The 16646-nt window shown below is 57.9% G+C and carries 15 protein-coding genes; 2 read left to right on the plus strand and 13 right to left on the minus strand.

Translation table 11 applies throughout. The features are described from left to right. Nucleotides 1–170 precede the first annotated feature (170 nt). The 3 genes from purN to I2G40_RS02415 all read right to left on the minus strand — a co-directional run bounded on the left by purN (nt 171) and on the right by I2G40_RS02415 (nt 3789). A complete protein-coding gene (purN, locus tag I2G40_RS02405; protein ID WP_195544076.1) occupies nt 171–869 on the minus strand; it encodes a phosphoribosylglycinamide formyltransferase in 699 nt (232 codons plus the stop codon). Beyond that, entirely contained in the window at nt 859–1962 is a 1104-nt protein-coding gene (purM, locus tag I2G40_RS02410; RefSeq protein ID WP_117655823.1) for a phosphoribosylformylglycinamidine cyclo-ligase, read from the minus strand. The genes purN and purM overlap by 11 nt, the downstream gene beginning before the upstream one ends. A gap of 156 nt (nt 1963–2118) precedes the next feature. Further along, entirely contained in the window at nt 2119–3789 is a 1671-nt protein-coding gene (locus I2G40_RS02415) for an amidophosphoribosyltransferase (protein WP_148331751.1), read from the minus strand. A 296-nt stretch (nt 3790–4085) separates the two neighbouring features. Here I2G40_RS02415 and I2G40_RS02420 point away from each other — a divergent pair, with 296 nt between their 5' ends. Continuing rightward, the gene (locus I2G40_RS02420) at nt 4086–5315 is read left to right on the plus strand and encodes a putative ABC transporter permease (RefSeq protein ID WP_195544077.1); all 1230 of its coding nucleotides are present in this window, start codon (nt 4086–4088) and stop codon (nt 5313–5315) included. A 106-nt stretch (nt 5316–5421) separates the two neighbouring features. Here I2G40_RS02420 and I2G40_RS02425 read toward each other — a convergent pair whose 3' ends face one another. The 6 genes from I2G40_RS02425 to I2G40_RS02450 all read right to left on the minus strand — a co-directional run bounded on the left by I2G40_RS02425 (nt 5422) and on the right by I2G40_RS02450 (nt 9793). Beyond that, nucleotides 5422–5838, minus strand: a complete 417-nt coding sequence (locus I2G40_RS02425; protein WP_229090617.1) for a molybdenum cofactor biosynthesis protein MoaE — start codon at nt 5836–5838, stop codon at nt 5422–5424. Nucleotides 5839–5905: 67 nt separating this feature from the next. Then, on the minus strand, nt 5906–6904 hold the full coding sequence (locus tag I2G40_RS02430) for a class B sortase (RefSeq protein ID WP_195544078.1): 999 nt from the start codon (nt 6902–6904) through the stop codon (nt 5906–5908). 35 nt (nt 6905–6939) lie between these two features. Beyond that, a complete protein-coding gene (gene purE, locus I2G40_RS02435; protein WP_006235810.1) occupies nt 6940–7404 on the minus strand; it encodes a 5-(carboxyamino)imidazole ribonucleotide mutase in 465 nt (154 codons plus the stop codon). A gap of 320 nt (nt 7405–7724) precedes the next feature. Next, entirely contained in the window at nt 7725–8075 is a 351-nt protein-coding gene (locus I2G40_RS02440; RefSeq protein WP_195361675.1) for a type II toxin-antitoxin system RelE family toxin, read from the minus strand. Continuing rightward, nucleotides 8072–8392 carry a type II toxin-antitoxin system prevent-host-death family antitoxin gene (locus tag I2G40_RS02445; protein ID WP_195239955.1) on the minus strand — a complete coding sequence of 107 codons (321 nt, stop codon included), beginning with the start codon at nt 8390–8392 and terminating at the stop codon, nt 8072–8074. Before I2G40_RS02445 ends, I2G40_RS02440 begins: the two co-directional genes overlap by 4 nt. Before the next feature lie 333 nt (nt 8393–8725). After that, nucleotides 8726–9793 carry an alpha/beta hydrolase gene (locus tag I2G40_RS02450; protein WP_195239957.1) on the minus strand — a complete coding sequence of 356 codons (1068 nt, stop codon included), beginning with the start codon at nt 9791–9793 and terminating at the stop codon, nt 8726–8728. A gap of 124 nt (nt 9794–9917) precedes the next feature. Between I2G40_RS02450 and I2G40_RS02455 the strand changes: the two genes are divergently transcribed. After that, complete coding sequence (locus I2G40_RS02455; protein ID WP_195239959.1) at nt 9918–10673, plus strand: GntR family transcriptional regulator; 756 nt, start codon at nt 9918–9920, stop codon at nt 10671–10673. On the opposite strand, the gene I2G40_RS02460 is transcribed toward I2G40_RS02455, so the two are convergent. The 4 genes from I2G40_RS02460 to carB form a co-directional block, all read right to left on the minus strand. Beyond that, nucleotides 10670–11530, minus strand: coding sequence for a PTS system mannose/fructose/sorbose family transporter subunit IID (locus I2G40_RS02460; protein ID WP_195239961.1), 861 nt, complete (start codon nt 11528–11530; stop codon nt 10670–10672). The two genes, I2G40_RS02455 and I2G40_RS02460, sit on opposite strands and share 4 nt — an antisense overlap. Further along, nucleotides 11514–12290: a PTS mannose/fructose/sorbose/N-acetylgalactosamine transporter subunit IIC gene (locus I2G40_RS02465; protein WP_195544079.1), complete on the minus strand. Its 777-nt coding sequence runs from the start codon at nt 12288–12290 to the stop codon at nt 11514–11516. Before I2G40_RS02465 ends, I2G40_RS02460 begins: the two co-directional genes overlap by 17 nt. Before the next feature lie 14 nt (nt 12291–12304). After that, nucleotides 12305–12781, minus strand: coding sequence for a PTS sugar transporter subunit IIB (locus tag I2G40_RS02470; protein ID WP_195361676.1), 477 nt, complete (start codon nt 12779–12781; stop codon nt 12305–12307). A gap of 550 nt (nt 12782–13331) precedes the next feature. Continuing rightward, complete coding sequence (gene carB / locus I2G40_RS02475) at nt 13332–16646, minus strand: carbamoyl-phosphate synthase large subunit (RefSeq protein ID WP_195544080.1); 3315 nt, start codon at nt 16644–16646, stop codon at nt 13332–13334.

Raw genomic sequence — 16646 nt, forward strand, 5'->3', positions numbered from 1 at the left:
CCAGATAATCTCATGCCGGAAGCTCGGCATTCCACATGAGAGTCGACTACTGTAATTGACAGGCAAGAAGAGCAGCCTATTCAATTCCAGCTAAATCAAGCAGCATAAAGCGCAATAAAAAAGGCGGTTAGGCGTCTTCGATATGCCTAACCGCCTTTACAAGCGGGTAATTATTTCACAGGATCCACGGCGACCTTGCCGCTCTCCAGCACGTGGACGCGGCCGTCGGCGAGCATTTGCACGACCTCGGGATACAGCACGTGCTCAATCGCGTGGATGTGCTCCTCGAGCGTGTCGACATCCCAACCTTCCTCGACAGCCAGCGCGCGCTGGGCGATGATGGGGCCGTTGTCGTAGATCTCGTTGGCAAAGTGCACGGTCACACCGGTTACCTTGACGCCGCGCGCAAAGGCATCGTCGATCGCATGCGCGCCGGTAAAGCTCGGCAGCAGTGCCGGATGCAAGTTGACCACGCGGTTGGGAAACGCCGCCAGCAGCGGCGTGTGCACCATGCGCATGTAACCGGCCATGACCACATATTCGCAGCCGCGCTCGAGCAGCTCGTGCGCGATGATCTCGTCGGCGGCGATGGGGTCGGCATAGACATCCTTGGACAGCGTGAGCGTCTGGATGCCCGCGCGCTCAGCGCGCTGCAAACCCTTAGCCGAAGGACGGCTCGACACCACAAGCTCAATCGAAGCGTTGAGCTTGCCGGCGGCGATCAGATCGATCAGCGCCTGCAGGTTGGTACCCGAACCGCTGATGAGCACACCGATCTTGAGCGGCTCGGCCGTATCGGTGCCGGTCGGACGGGTGTAGGGCACAAAGCCCAGGCTCGCGGCAGCAGCCATCTGCTCGTTAGCGCTCATCGGAGTACACGACCTTACCGGAGCCCTCGACGCACTCGCCCACGCGGAACGGCTTCTCGCCCAGCGCGACCAGGGCCTCGGTCACGGCAGCCTCGTCCTCGGGGGCGACGATCAGGCACAGGCCAACGCCCATGTTGAAGGTCTTGCATGCCTCGTTGGGCGCGAGCTCGGCCTGGCGCGACACGTAGGTGATGACGGGCGGAACGTCCCAACCCATCTCGGCGCCGTTGCGGGTGACCACGGCGTCGACGTCGTCGGCGAGCGCGCGGTTGAGGTTCTCGGTGATGCCGCCGCCGGTGATGTGGGCGATGGCGTGCACCGGAGCGCCACCGCGCAGCAGCTCCAGAATCGGCTTGACATAGATGCGCGTGGGGGCCAACAGGGCGTCTGCCAGCGATGCGCCGCCGAGTTCCTCGAGCGGACGGCTCAGCTCCTCGGCCTTAGCGGCGGCCTCGGGCGTGCCCGGCTTAATACCGTCGACGCCAATGACCTTACGCACGAGCGAGTAGCCGTTGGAGTGCACGCCGGTGGAAGGCAGGCCCAGGATCACGTCGCCGGGGCGGACGTTCGCAGGGTCGAGCATCTTGGGACGGTCGACGACGCCCACGGTAAATCCGGCAAGGTCGTAGTCGGCAGGAGCCATGACGCCGGGGTGCTCGGCCATCTCGCCGCCCACGAGCGCGCAGCCCGCGAGCTTGCAGCCGTCGGCCACACCCTTGATGATCTTTGCCATGTGCTCGGCCTCGATGTGGCCGATGGCAACGTAGTCCAGGAAGAACAGCGGCTCGGCACCCGAAGCCAGAATGTCGTTGACGCACATAGCAACCAGGTCCTGGCCCACCGTCTCGTGACGGTCCATGATCTGGGCGAGCACGAGCTTGGTGCCCACGCCGTCGGTACCGCTAATCAGAATCGGGTCTTCCATATCCTTAAGCGCGGCAGCCGAGAACAGGCCACCAAAGCCACCGATGCCGCCGATGACCTCGGGACGGTTGGTGTCCTTAACCATCTGCTTAATAGCGTCAACGGCGCGGCCGCCCTCGGCGGTATCGACGCCGGCATCCTCATACGTCACATGCTTGCTGTCGCTCATCTGAGCCTTCCTCTCCCACTACCGTCCGCCGCCCGGGCGCCAAACGGTGCTCATAGTTGCGTTCATTTCGGCGCGCGCCATAACAACGCGCGCCGTCATATCAACAAAACAGCGGGTAAAACCTACCAAAATAAACCTGTCCCTTTTTGGCAGGTTTTAGGCCTCGCCGTGTTCCTCTTCCCAGCTGCGATCGTCGTATTTCTCGACCACGGCGTCGTCATCAAAGTGCAGCGGCTTGTCCAGGTTGCGGGGCTTAAAGCCCTCCATGAACTTGTCGCGGCCAAAGCTCTCGGGAATCGCCACGGGGTAGCGGCCGGTAAAGCACGCATCGCAGTAACCGCCCTTGGGCATGACCTTAAGCAGGCCCTCGACCGAAAGGAAGGCCAGCGAATCGGCGCCGATATACTCGCAAATCTCGTCGACCGTCTTGTTGGCGCTGATAAGCTGCGACTGCACGTCGGTATCGATACCGTAGAAGCACGGCCAGATGACCTCGGGCGAGTTGATGCGGATATGAATCTCCTTGGCGCCGGCGTTGCGCAGCATCTTGACGAGCTGCACCATGGTGGTGCCGCGCACGATGGAGTCGTCGATGACGACCAGGCGCTTGCCCTCGATGTTGTCACGCAGCGGGTTGAGCTTCATACGCACGCCCATGGCACGCAGCTCCTGCGTAGGCTCGATAAACGTACGGCCCACATAGCGGTTCTTGATGAGGCCCTCGCCAAAGGGAATGCCACTCTCGTGCGAATAGCCCTCCGCGGGCGGCAGGCCGGAGTCGGGCACGCCGATGACCAGGTCGGCCTCGACGGGCTCCTCATGTGCCAGCTGACGACCCATGTCATAACGGCAGGCGTAGACGCTCTTGCCGTTCATGATGGAATCGGGGCGAGCAAAGTAGACCTGCTCAAAAATGCAGTTAGCAGGCTCTTCGGCGGCAGGCACGCCCTGCTCGGACACAAGGCCCTCGGCGCTGATGCGCAAAATCTCACCGGGACGGACGTCGCGGACGTACTCGGCGCCCACGATATCGAGCGCGCAGGTCTCGGAGGCAACGACCCAGCCGCCGGCGCGCGTGACATGGGTGGTGGCGTCGACCGTCGCGGCGCCGTCCTGCGACGGCAGCTGCGAAACGGATGCGGCATCGGCCTGGTCCAGGCCCTCATCCACCAGCTTGCCCAGCACGAGCGGGCGAATGCCGTGCGGATCGCGGAATGCGTAGAGCGCCTGCTCGTTGATGAGCGTCATGGCGTAGCCGCCGCGCACGAGCTCCATGGTCTTGCGAATGCCCTCGCGCAGATGGCCAGTACGCTGAGTAAAGTAGCCGATGAGTTTGGTCGCGACCTCGGAATCCGAGTTGGAGAGGAACGGTACGCCCAGCTCGATCAGCTGGCGACGCAGCTCGTCGGTGTTGACGAGGGTGCCGTTGTGCGCGAGCGCGATAATGACGCTATTGATGGTAGAGAGGTGCGGCTGAGAGGCTTCCCAGCTCTTGGCGCCGGCGGTGCCGTAGCGCACATGACCCACGGCCAGCTGACCGGAGAGCGTCGACAAGTCGGCATTGGAGAACACGCGGTCGAGCAGGCCCAGATCCTTGCGGACCATAACCGTACCGCCGTCACCAACGGCGATTCCCGCCGATTCTTGGCCGCGATGCTGCAGTGCACGCAGGCCAAAGTACGTCAGTCGAGCCACGTCGCGATCGGGCGCCCAGACACCAAAAACGCCGCATTCCTCATGCAGCTGGTCAGAGTCCGGATCATACGTCGACATGGCGTTCACCTGTCCCGCGGCACGCTCGGCCGCGCGGATGGTTTCTTGAGACATGGCATCCCCTCAGAGCCTCGTATTTTGGCGTTACCCGCCTTATTATACGCACGGCGCGACGCGCTCCCCCGCGCATGAGCAGCGCTTTTTAAAAGCCCACCGAGCTTATTATCCGTTTTGCGACCAAACATTTTATTGGGTAGTCCACTCTCAGGGGCAACGGCCTCGAAGACTTCCCGTGCGCCGTGTCTCGCCCGCGCTAGGGGCTACATTGTTGCAATTGGGACGTTCGTCCTGTCTTTTAGCTGGTCGTCGGCGTATCCTTGTAGGCTACTACAAGACGAGAAAGGTAGCGTATGGATCGAAATCAACTCGACCCCAGTGTCCCCAGCACCACGGAGGCCAAGAAGATCCCCCTTATCATCAAGGTCTACGCAGTCCTGTGCACCCTATCTGGCGTGGGCACGCTCCCGTCAGTCGCCGTCTTTATGTGGCAGGTCATCACCGCACTCATTAACGGCAACGTCGCCGCTAAGCTCGGTGATAACACCCTGGTCGCGGTTGGCCTTATCGTCGCCGGCATTATGCTCTCGGCGGCAAGCGCGATCATCTTGATCGTCTTTGGCCTGGACCTCATCAAGGACCAGCGGCGCAATGCCGCCCGCCTGTCTTACGTCCTCATCGCATTTACCGTCGTGGAGCTTTTAGTTGACGTGATGCTCCAGGGCATCGGACCCTTCCTGCTGCGCCCCGCCGTCCAGCTTGTCATCCTCATTGTGCTGTCGGCCGCCGTCGACCCCACGCTACGCCAGGAGCGCGAACTGCAGCGCCGTCTGCAAGAGGTGCTCGACCGCGATGCCGCCGCCGAGGGGATGCTCGGCCGCGACGAAACCGGCGAGGGCTACATCAAGCTCAACTACTTCAACCTGTTCTGGGTATTCTTCGTCTGCAGCGTGTTAGGTCTCATTCTCGAGGAAGTCTGGCATATGGTCGTCGTCGATCCCGGCGTCTATCAGGACCGTGCCGGTATGCTATTTGGCCCCTTTAGCCCCATCTACGGATTTGGCGCGGTGCTCATGACCATGGCGCTCAACCGCTTCTATAAAAAGAATCCTCTGATCATTTTCCTGGTAAGTGCCCTGATCGGCGGCGCTTTCGAGGTGTTTGTAGGCTGGTTTATGCAGACCTCATTTGGCGTGGTGTCGTGGAGCTATTCACACATTAGGCTATTCGGCATGCCCGATCCCATCGCGGTATTGACCGGGGGACGCACATGCACGCCGTTTGCCTGCATGTGGGGCCTGGGTGGCCTCATCTGGATCAAGGTCTTGCTGCCGCGCCTGCTTAAGCTCATCAATATGATTCCATGGAAACGCCGCTACTCTGCTACCGTCATCCTGACCGCCGTCATGCTGATCGACGGCGTCATGACGTTGCAATCGCTCGACTATTGGTATCAGCGCGTCAACGGAACCGTTCGAAATATTCCCGTCGCACAGTTCTATGACAAGCATTTCGATAACGAATATATGGAGAACCGTTTTCAGAGTATGACCATGAGCCCCAAGGACGCCACACGCGTGTAGCAAACGCCAGAGCAAAATAGCTCCAACACATCAAAGCCCGCTGGCAGATCTACATGAACTGCCGGCGGGCTTTCGCTATAGACAGACTCGGATTGCCGACGAGGCCTTACACCTCGCGCTCGACCTCGCTCACGCACTCGTTCTTGATGGTGCCGACGAGCGACTGCAGCGCATCGACCACATGCGGGCGAATGTCCCCGCCAATGAGCACGAGCATGATGTCGTCACCTACGGCAAGCTCGCCGCTTGCCAGCCACACGCGCACATAGCCGATACCCGGCATCGCGCGCGTGGCCTCGATAGCAGCCTGCACTTTCTGAGCATCGAAGCCGAACACCATGCCGCCCACCCTGCGCCCGGGAGCTACGCCATCGGTTTCGATCCCGCGGACCTCGGACTTGGGCGTCGCGCGCACCACACCGTTATGTGTCAGATACATACCGCACGCAGGTGCCGACGAATCGGCCTTGGCCTCGCGCAGCCAAGCATCAACCGAAGGCATCGTTTTGCCATTCTCAAGCATCATTTCTCCCTTACCGTCATCGAGTAGCCAATTTGGAACGGGGCTTTTTTAGCTACTCTCGAACAACTTATTCCTCGACCGGCGTGAGCACCATGACGGCACGCGTGTTGCTCAGCGATAACGAACGACAGGTCACAAGCGTTGCCACCTTGGTTGCCGAAGCGGCACGATCGATGGCATCGCTCGCCACGGCAGAGGCACCGTCGAGCATCTCGGACAGGTAGTTCTTGAGCCCGTCGTCGCCCTCAAAATTGGGCGTGCGCGCCTTGGCATACGTGTCCTCGACAACTTTGGTCGCCAGTGGTCGCAGTTTATAGGTGGCGTCGCGCGTGATGTAATACACGTACTCTATGCTGTCGAACGTCGCCTGATCGGTCGTATCCGAGATCACATTGAACATCGATCCGTCGTTCATGTGGTGGCCGTAGATCGTGGTCTGCTGGTCAACCATTCCCGGCGCGGTATCGTCACTGTCCAAGAAAATCGCACCCGATGCATTGGACGTACCGTCAAACAGCGTGTTGAGGTATTTGGAGTTGTTATTGGACTGCACCACGGGATAGTTGATGTTGGTTCCCGGCGCGTAAATCCAACCCACAATCTCGGGGTTTGTCTGAGCAAGCGCATCGAAGTCGATAATCGGCACGCCGCTGGCGTCCTTATCGCTTACATATTGCTTCTCGATTTTCTGATACGACTCGCTCGCCTGCTTATAGCCAATCTGAGCATTAATAAAGATAGCGGCGGCGGCGACAATCAGACCGATGCCGATGATGATGAGCAGAATGGGAATAATGGAGCGGCGCTTTTTGCGCGGCGGCTCGGTGTAATCCGACGGCGCGGCATGCGATGAAGACCGGGGCGGCTTCTTAGCGTTGCTATAAGATGAAGGTCGATATGCGGCTGGCGCGTCCTGTCGACGATGCGTCGCCGGTGTCACGGGGCGCGGCGCGCGCGGCTGCTGAGGAGAGGATGCCCGACCCTGCTGCGCCGCATGGGCAGCACCCGGCTTCGACGGATCGGGAATCTGAGAAGCCTTGAATCGTTTTCCCTGATAGTCGGACATGGCTCTCCTTATACTGCGGTGAAACGGCAGAACGCCTAGGCGTCGGCCATCTCCTGCTTCATCTTCTCGATAACCTTGCGGTACTCGGGGTCGCAAGCGCCTAGAATCTGCGTGGCGTAGATGGCGGCGTTCTTGGCGCCGTTGATGGCAACGCAGGCCACGGGCACGCCCGAAGGCATCTGCACCATCGACAGCAGCGAATCCATACCGCCCAGGTCACTCGTCTTCATAGGCACGCCGATGACCGGCAGCGGCGTAAAGGCAGCCACGACACCACCCAGGTGAGCGGCCTTGCCGGCGGCGGCGATAATCACTTTGATACCGCGATCGGCAGCAGTCGAAGCCCACTCGTGGACCTTCGCCGGCGTGCGGTGTGCGCTCGCAATGACGAGCTCATAGGGCACGCCCAGCGCCTCGAGCTCGGCGGTGCAGCCTTCCATAACGCCCAGATCGGACTTGGAACCCATGATGATCCCGACAACCGGCTTTTGATCTGCCATAAACAAAGACCTCCTGTTGAGAGCGGTGACGCGGCGGATCCGCGACCCTTAACTACTGAGAGTAGTATAGCCGCTCCCGTCCCTGCGGTCTTTGTGGTGGCGGCTGAGCCTTTCCCTCGGGAACTGGGCTTCGCGAAGTTTCCCGAGGGAAAGGCTCAGCCGCCACCCTGCGACCTACCGGGGATTGCCATGACGTACGTTGGCTGATGAATTGGAAAGAAAGGTTAACGGAGGCTGAAAGGCAATTGGTCCAGAAAAAACCCTGACGAATCTAATTCGTCAGGGCCCTACCAACGCTCACTCGTCGTTCATCGTTAAAGCTAGATATTCTCTTCCGCCCATTTCTCGAAATCGAGTGTTCGTCTCTGAGCAGTTCGGTAGACTTCCATGTCTTCGCGAGCGCCTACCACTACGATGGCCATTTTTTCTTTAATTCTGATGAGACGGTACACGATTCGAATGCCACTTCCCCTGAGCTTGATTTTCATAAAGCCAGTCAAATCCGTACCCGCCTTGTTTCCAAGAGGCTTGCCAAATCCACCCTCGTTCTGCGGCAATGGGTTCGTTCTGATTTTTTCTATAGCCTTAAGGACAATCTTTCGTTGGGAGCCGTCCAGACGCTTAATATCCTTGAGAGCATCTGGGTAGAAAGCGACTTCGTACCCACTCATTCAAACTCGACCTCATCCATCTGATCGAGTTCGTCCTGGCTCACACCCAGCTCTTCCATAACATCAGACAGGGAAACAAGCGCATCGTCACCTGTCGCAGCCACTCTCTTAAGCGCCAACGTTAACAAGGCGAGGTCCTCCTCCGCTTGCTTCGCTTCCCTGTATTCATCGGGTGTCACAATCACAAATGCTGGCTTGTTGTGTTTGAGGACCACAACAGGATTGTCGTCCCCAACCTTCGAAAAGGCAGCCGAGCCCTTACCGTGGCTGAAATCGCTAATTGGAACAAGGTTGTCGAGCATCTGCAAGGCAGGCATACATACCTCCTAAAAATGAATTCTTTTTCGAATTCATTTTATCATTCTTTTTTGCTATATTGTGCCGCGCAACAGAAACAACCTTTTAGGATACGAATCCGAGCTTAGAATGACTGTTGGCCCTCGCACCGCCCTTGCCTCTTTTATTACGTCAAGTGGTATACAGCGAAGCAAAATGGCAATCTAAAGCACGCGGCATTCGCCTCGCATCGCTACAAAAAACAAACTGCTCCCCACCCACTCGGGCAAGGAGCAAGCCTCATTTTTATAATCAGACCGAGAACCACAAACGCAGAAACACAGGCGACTTCAGTCCCTTATCGCCGAGAGACGTTATTGTGCAGCCATTTCTTTAAGCTTCTCGGCCATCAACAAACACACGTCTTCCGATTGCGGGTACACGCCAAAATGATCGAAAAAACCATGGTCACACCCGGCATATTCGATGACCTCAACATCGATTCCTGAAGACCGTAATTTTGTAGCCCATTTTTCATCGGGGATACGAAGCGGATCGTATTCGGATGTCACGATAGTCACCGGGGAGAAATCAGTGCAGTCCTCAAGCATTAGCGCAGAAATCAACGGGTCATGAGGAGACATTTTTCCGTGTGCGCAAAGTTCGACCATCGGACCGTCCGAATCGCGAAGATGGTCGATGCGAAAACGCGCAACGTCCTCCTGATCGGCTATCGCAGGAAAATCCTCATATCCCTCGCCCTGTTCGCCCGCAAGGTCGACTTCAGGATAGATTTCGAAGGCATGGGCTACAGCTCCAGCACCCCTGAGCTGAACACACGCATTAGTAAGGCTTCCTCCCGCGGAGTCGCCGGCGACCATTATTTTATGAGGATCGATTCCGAGATCCGCGGCATGCTCGCGCACATAATCAAGAGCAAGAACGCAATCCTCGATCTGCCCCGGAAATGCCGTCTCCGGCGCCAAGCGGTATTCCGGATAAACCACCACTGCACCAGACTTTTCGGCGATGAACTCGAGCTGATGTTCAAATTGCAGAACATTCCCCGCCATAAACGCGCCGCCGTGCAGGTAAACAAGCGCCGGACTTGCCTCCTTATGATTTGGTGGCGTCCAGACGAATAAATCTATGTAGCGATCGGCCGCCTCCATGAGGATCTCATCGCGCTGAACCTCACCATCGAGTAGGCGGTATGTCGGCTTATCCGGGCGATGACGCATTCCAATAAGGCTCGTCCAGCTCGGAGACATGCTAACATTCCGCATCTTCTTGCGGGATACCTCGAGAATTCGTGGGTCAAGCACATGCTCTCTTTCATCATCAGGAACCGGACGAATTTGAACCTCGAGCCCTCTCTTCTCGGTTATAAACGAGCGACTGGAAATGGCACCAATCAACGCCTCGTCGTATTGTCTACCCATCTTAAATCCCCTCTCGGCAATAACGCCAAATCGATATTTCCATAACTTTTGAGATAACGGCTTATGATGTCCTCAGTTGTCGTATATCTATGTACTAAAGAAACTGAAAACCAAGGGGTCCACCATGCCTGCAGCAAAAGACGAGTTCACTCAGCCAGAACTTCTCTATCAGACCGTTGAAAACGACATCCTCAAGAAAATAGTTTCTGGCGAACTCCCCGGCGGCAGTCAGATTCCCACCGAAACCGAGCTTTGCAAGCAATACAAAGTAAGCAGGATCACCGTAAGACGCGCCGTACAGAATCTCATTGACCAAAGCTTGCTCTACCGCCTGCGAGGCAAGGGAACATTCGTAAACCCATCGAAGCTCACCCTGAAACGAGGAACAAGCACCATTTTCAATTTGAGCGCCGACCCCCAATACGGCGATAAAACAACCAAGTCCATCTTGGAAACAGGCTTAATCAAGGCTGATGCCCACATTGCACGGGAGCTCAAAATTGACAACGGAACCGTAGTGCAACGAGTTGCGCGCTTGGTTTATATCGAAAATGCCCCCTGCGCCATCGACACCGTTTATGCAACGCAGAGCACTCTACCCGGACTGCTGGAGCTTCTCACAGACAATGCCAGTCTTTTCGACCTGATCGCCAACCATTACAGCATCGCAACCGGTATTGAGAAGCTCAAAATCACCGCAGGAATAGCGGGGCTCCAAGAAGCAAGCCTTCTCGGTTATATCGTTGGAGCCCCCGTGAGCGTTGTCGAGCACGTCACATATGCCTGCGATGAGATGCCGCTCCACTATTCAAAAACCGTTTGGCGAGCAGACGCATCGTCCTTCGAGTTCAGCATCTCAAAAGATGGACGCCTTCTCTAGCCCAAAATCCCCAGGACGCCGAGCACAATACCAGCAGCGAGAATGCCCACAATCTGCCAAATTATTTTGACCTGTTTCTTATTGCAAAGACACATGATTCCGAACGCGCAGAGCGGCAAAAGAGCCGGGAATATCCCGTCGAGCGTTTCCTGCAACTTAAACGCGGTGTCGCCGAAGTTAAGAGCGAGCGGAGTGGTAACTGCAACGGTGGTCGCTACCATTCCACCAACTACCATTAGTCCCACAATCGCCAGGCCGGACGTAACTTTGCGCATTACATCAGAATCGTTCAGCTTTGAAATCATGCCACTGCCAAGCGAATAACCATACTGAAGCCCAAACCAGCGGATCAGGATCGTTGGGACATTATAAAGAAGCAGGAACAGGATTGGGCCGAGCAGACTGCCCGAAAGGCAAAGTCCCGTCACAACGCCCGTCGCAATCATGCGAAGCGTACTGGCGATCAGCGAATCTCCAATACCGGAAAGCGGAGCCATAAGCGATGCTTTCATGGCGTTAATTGAGGCGGCGTCAAAGTCCTGATTGTTGGCGTTCTCCTCCTCCATGGAGGCCACAATGCCGGCGACCAGAGGATTAAACGTAACTTGAATATTGTAGAACTCAAGATGACGCTTATATGCCTCGATCCGATCTTCGGGCTTATCGTATAACCGCTTGATTACCGGAATCATGTCGTAGCAGAAACCAACGTTCATTTGTCGGTCAAAGCTCCACATGATGTTGAGTGGAAAGCTACGCCAAAATAACGCCTTTAAGTCTTTCTTGGTTATTCTCTTATCGGTCGATTTATTTGACTCCGGCGAGAGCTCAAGAACATCATTAGAATTCGTTGTCATCGTCAACCTCCTTAGCGACCGCCGCACTGGCAGGCATAAAAATGTGAGCCATATTGAGGATCCCAATCAGGATCAGCGAAAACGCCACGATACCGATCGTCGGAATATTTAGATAGGCACTCAGCAAGAAGCCTCCAAAGAATAGGAAGCTCAGCTCCTTGGTGGACAGGATTGACATAAGCTGCGCAAATCCAAGCGCGGGCAGAATACCCGTTGCGATCGTAAGCCCATTCGTAAGCCAATCAGGGATGGCGTCAATCAGCGCCTGAACAGCATCATTTCCAACGTAAAAAGCCACGCCGCAAATCAAGCCAAGCGCAATGATGTAGAGAATTCCATTGGTCCACATAGCGGCTGTAATCGTTTTGGGGTCGTCCTTTTCGGCACCACGATCAGCCCAGACAGCCATAGGAGGCGTAACAACGCTATACATAAGGCTGTCAAACATGCCGGCAAGCACCGCAGTGGGCATAGCAATAGTCAGAGCGGTCTCGGGACCCGCACCCATAGTAATCGCAAAGGCTGTTCCCAAAACTGAACCAACAATTACGTTGGGCGGCACGGCAGCACCAACCTGCCAGACCCCCATAAACGCGAGTTCGAGCTGGAAACCAACAATAACGCCAGTCGGAATATCACCCAAAAAAATACCGACAATCGCTCCGAGGACAATCGGACGCTCGACCATCGCGGTACCGAGCAAATAATCCGATTGACCTATAGCAGCAGCAAGACCAACCAGAAAAGCCTGAAGCAGCATATTTCTTTCTCTTCCTACAAATCAAAACTTGTTACGATGCGTTTTTTCTCACTAGCAACCTGCCTTACCTCGAACTCGATTCCATCAGCCATGGCTTTCTTAATTTCATTAATATCGGATTGGGAAAGGCGCACAGCAGGGCCAAGCTCCTTTACGCTATCCCCCAACGGTCGAGCGCCGCCTAAATTCACAGACGTTATTTTTGGACACGCACGCGCAACTTCACAGGCGTCATGTACATTTCCCGTAACAACAATTAGCTCGTATTTATCCACCGCGCTTCCGTTAAGGGCCACGATGGAATCTTCTACACTTTTGACAACCAATTTGGCATCAGCGGGTTTTGCAATTCGCAGCGCTTGAATTCGCTCTTTGCTTGCGGCGTACTCATCTGAAACCACAAGAATAGCGTTTGCTTTAAGCGCTGGATACCAAGAGAACACGGTCTGCCCATGCACTAACCGGCTATCGACGCGGCACAGTTTAATCATTTTGCCCCTTTCTCGACTTGAACGCAGACAATCATCCTTGACTGCTTATGGCATATTACGTCATATGACGTAATATGCCATTACACAATATCTTGAACGGTTGAATATCACCGCTAAATGGTATTTATCTCTAGAAACAGGGGAAGGTGCAATCCGTCTAGACACAGTGCGTCGGGGGCGGGCTGGGTTTTTATCTTCGCTCCCCTTGCTTCGCAAAGTCGCTCAGCTAAATAACCCAGCCCGACGCGGGACACCCTGCGACCTACCGGATATTGCCATGACGTACGTTGGCTGATTTGGTTTGGAATGGGAGGTTGACGAGGCTGAAAGTCCCTCCTATATAACGTGGGCGCCGTCGTTCGAATGAACGACGGCGCCCGCACTCATTTTCTATTCAGCCCTAGTCATCGCGCAAAGCCCCTTCGGCAGCACACGGTGCTATTGAATCACCGCAGGCCGGGGCGGGAGGCGGTCCTTTCTCTCGGAAAACTTCGCGAAGCCCAGTTTCCGAGAGAAAGTGTCCGGCTGCCGCCCCGGCCGGCCAGGTCAACTACACCGTGTGCTGCGGCAGGTCCTGCAGGGCGATGACGTCCATGCCCATGTCGTTGGCGCTGCCGTGACCCTGCTGGTCCTCGCGCACGGCCTCGATGGCACTCACGTACGTGTTGGCGGCAGACATCGCGGTCACGCAGGTCACGCCGCGGCGCACGGCCTCGGTGCGCAGCAGATAACCGTCGCCACGCGAGCCCGGGCCGTATGGCGTATTAATGATCACCGCAATCTTGCCATCGGCGATGAGGTCGCCGATGTTGGGACGCTCGCCGTCGTGCGGGCCGCTGATCTTCTCCACAACCTCGCAGGTCACGTTGCCGCCGCGCAGCACGCGCGCCGTGCCCTCGGTGGAGCAGATGTCAAAGCCCAGGTAACGCAGGATACGCGCGACCGAAAGGATATGACGCTTGTCGCGGTCGCACACGCTAATGAACACCTTGCCGGCGCTCGGGTCGGGCAGCTTGTAGTCAATCGCCAGCTGCGTCTTGGCATATGCCTCGGGATAGCTCTTGGCGATACCCATGACCTCGCCCGTAGACTTCATCTCGGGCCCCAGGATAACGTCGGCGCCCGGGAAACGGCCCCAGGGCATAACGGCTTCCTTCATGCAGAACCAGTCCAGCTGACGCTCGTCGCTCGGCAGGCCCAGGCTCGCGATGGAATCGCCTGCCATGATACGCGCCGCGCACTTGGCCAGCGGCACGCCGGTGGCCTTGGAGATAAACGGCACGGTACGGCTGGCACGCGGGTTGGCCTCGATCACATAGACGGTCTCGCCCTTAATGGCGTACTGCACGTTGACCAGGCCGCGTACGCCCAGCGCCATCGCGATGCGGCGCGTAGTCTCGCGAAGCTTTGCCTGCAGGCTCTCGCTAAAGCTGAACGGCGGAATGCAGGTCGCAGAGTCGCCGGAGTGAATACCGGCCTCCTCGATATGCTCCAGAATGCCGCCGATGTAGACCTCTTCGCCATCGCACAGGGCGTCGACATCGGACTCGATCGCGCCCTCCAAGAAGCGGTCCAGATACACCGGGTAGTCGGGGCTAATGCGCGCAGCCTCGGCCATGTAATCGCGCAGATGCTCGGCATCGTAGGCGATCATCATGCCGCGGCCGCCCAGCACGTAGCTCGGACGCACCAGCAGCGGGTAGCCAATATGCGCGGCCACGGCCTCGGCCTCCTCAAACGAGGTTGCCTGGCCCGCCGGCGGATACATAATGCCCAGCTTGTCGAGCAGGGCGGCAAAGCGCTCGCGGTCCTCGGCAAAGTCGATGGCATCGGGCTTGGTGCCCATGATGTTCACGCCGCTCTCCTCGAGCATGCGCGCCAGCTTAAGCGGAGTCTGGCCGCCGAGCGTCACCACGACGCCGTCGGGTCGCTCAACATCGATGACATCCATGACGTCCTCGTAGGTGAGCGGCTCAAAGTACAGACGGTCGGACGTGTCGTAGTCGGTCGAAACGGTCTCGGGATTGCAGTTGACCATGATGGTCTCGAAGCCGCGGGCCGCCAGCGCATAGCTCGCGTGCACGCAGCAGTAATCGAACTCGATACCCTGGCCAATGCGGTTGGGGCCGGCGCCCAGGATCATCGCCTTGGGCTTGTCCGCCGGCGTGGTCTCGTCGGGAGCCACGCACTTCTTGGCATCCGGGCTCGTGCGGTAGATGTTCTCGTACGTCTTGTAGTGGTACTCCGTGGCGCTCGAGAACTCCGCAGCGCAGGTATCGACCGTCTTCATGCTGGGAACCACGCCCAGACCCTTGCGATAGGCGCGCACAAAGCGCTCGTCCGAGCCGGTCAGCGCAGCGATCTCGGCATCGCTCGTGCCGTACTGCTTGAGCAGGCGCATCGCGTCGGCGTCGATATCCTCCACACGCAGGTCGCGGATGCTCTCCTGGACCTGCACCATATCGTTGATACGGTTGAGGTACCACGGATCGATACCGCAGATGGCATGGATGCGAGCGATGTCCCAGCCACGACGCAGGGCCTCGACCACAAAGAAGATGCGATGCTCGGTCGGGGTTGCCACGGCCTGAGCAAGCTCGTCGTCGCTCAGCTTATCGGCACCCTCTTTGCCACCGGCGCAAATGCCCTGGTGGCCATCCTCCAGCGAGCGCATAGCCTTGCCAAAGGCCTCCTCAAAGGTGCGGCCGATCGCCATGATCTCGCCCACGGCCTTCATGCGCGTGGTGAGCGTGGGGTCGGTACCCTTGAACTTCTCGAAGGCAAAGCGCGGCACCTTGACCACACAGTAGTCGATCGTGGGCTCAAAGCAGGCGGGTGTAGCCTTGGTGATGTCGTTGACGATCTCGTCGAGCGTGTAGCCCACGGCAAGGCGCGCGGCGGCCTTGGCGATGGGGAAACCCGTGGCCTTGGAGGCCAGCGCGGACGAACGGCTCACGCGCGGGTTCATCTCGATGACGATCAGGCGGCCGGTGTTGGGGTTCACGGCAAACTGCACGTTGGAGCCGCCGGTCTCGACGCCGATCTTCTCCAGAATGGCGAGCGAGGCCACGCGCATGCGCTGATACTCAAGGTCGGAGAGGGTCTGCGCCGGCGCCACGGTGATGGAGTCGCCGGTATGCACGCCCATGGGGTCGAGGTTCTCGATGGAGCACACGATGATGCCGTTGCCGGCGTGATCACGCATGACCTCCATCTCATACTCTTTCCAGCCCTCGATGGACTCCTCGACCAGCACCTCGTGGGCGGGCGAGAGCTCCAGGCCCTGGCTCACGATGGAGACGAGCTCCTCGTGGGTATGCGCGATGCCGCCGCCGGCGCCACCGAGGGTAAAGCTCGGGCGCAGTACGCAGGGATAACCCACGCGCTCGGCGATGGCCTCGGCGTCGGCCACGCTGTAGGCATAGCCCGAGCGCGCGACCTCCAGGCCAATCTCGGCCATGGCCTCGTTAAAGAGCTTGCGGTCCTCGCCGCGCTCGATGGCGGCCAGGTCGCAGCCGATCATTTCGACGCCGTACTTGTCGAGCGTACCGTCCTTTGCCAGCTCGACGGCGGCGTTCAGACCGGTCTGGCCGCCCAGCGTGGGCAGCAGCGCGTCCGGGCGCTCTTTCTTGATTACGCGCTCGATAAATTCGGCGGTGATGGGCTCGACATAGGTGCGGTCGGCAAGACCCGGGTCGGTCATGATGGTCGCCGGGTTGGAGTTGACCAGGATGACCTCAAAGCCATCCTCCTTGAGCACCTTGCAGGCCTGGGCGCCGGAGTAGTCAAACTCGCAGGCCTGGCCGATAACGATGGGGCCCGAGCCAATGACGAGGATGCGCTTGATGTCAGTACGTTTAGGCAT

It is taken from the genome of Collinsella aerofaciens, assembly GCF_015558785.1.
Lineage (GTDB): Bacteria > Actinomycetota > Coriobacteriia > Coriobacteriales > Coriobacteriaceae > Collinsella > Collinsella aerofaciens_P.